We start from the raw sequence: 551 nt of genomic DNA on the forward strand, positions 1-551 counted from the left end.
CACAGACCGCGCAGGCCGGACACGAGGAGCGTGGCCCCTGCCCGCGCCTGCTGCGGCGGGTGCCCCAGCCGGACGTAGGCCGCGGCGATGGGGCCGATCATGACCTCCACGGTCTCGGCCGCGGTGCTGCCGTACTGCTCGGGATCGGTGGCGGCCAGGCTGAGCAGCTGCAGCAGCATGCGGACCGGCCCGGACTGCTCCCCGACGGTCATCGCTTCCCACAGGGTATGGGCCGCCTTGCGCAGTCCCGCGGTGTCGCGGACGTCGTCGAACATCGCGTGGGCGTCGGGGCGGCTGGCGGCCAGCGCCTGGGCCAGCAGGTTCTCGCGGCTGCCGAAGTAGTACAGAAGCATGCGCTTGGTGGTGCCGATCGACTCGGCGAGCGGACTCAGCGACATCTGCGCGACGCCGTGGCGCTGGAGGTGGTGCACCACCTGCTCCAGCAGCTCGGCGCGCTTTTCGGCGTTGACGGGGCGAGGCACGCTTTGACTGTACCGACCGGTACGCGTATGGTCCAGCAGACGTAGCTGTGCCGATCGGTACGTTAATCG

Annotated in this window: 1 protein-coding gene; it reads right to left on the reverse strand. The window is 70.2% G+C overall.

Going from position 1 to position 551, the window contains the following annotated elements; all coding sequences use genetic code 11:
• Window positions 1–482 (reverse strand): TetR/AcrR family transcriptional regulator (locus tag LZ604_RS35530; RefSeq protein WP_234520364.1); only part of this gene is annotated, 482 nt, incomplete at its 3' end.
• Window positions 483–551: the final 69 nt, after the last annotated feature.

Source organism: Streptomyces glomeratus, from assembly GCF_021462825.1.
Lineage (GTDB): Bacteria > Actinomycetota > Actinomycetes > Streptomycetales > Streptomycetaceae > Streptomyces > Streptomyces glomeratus.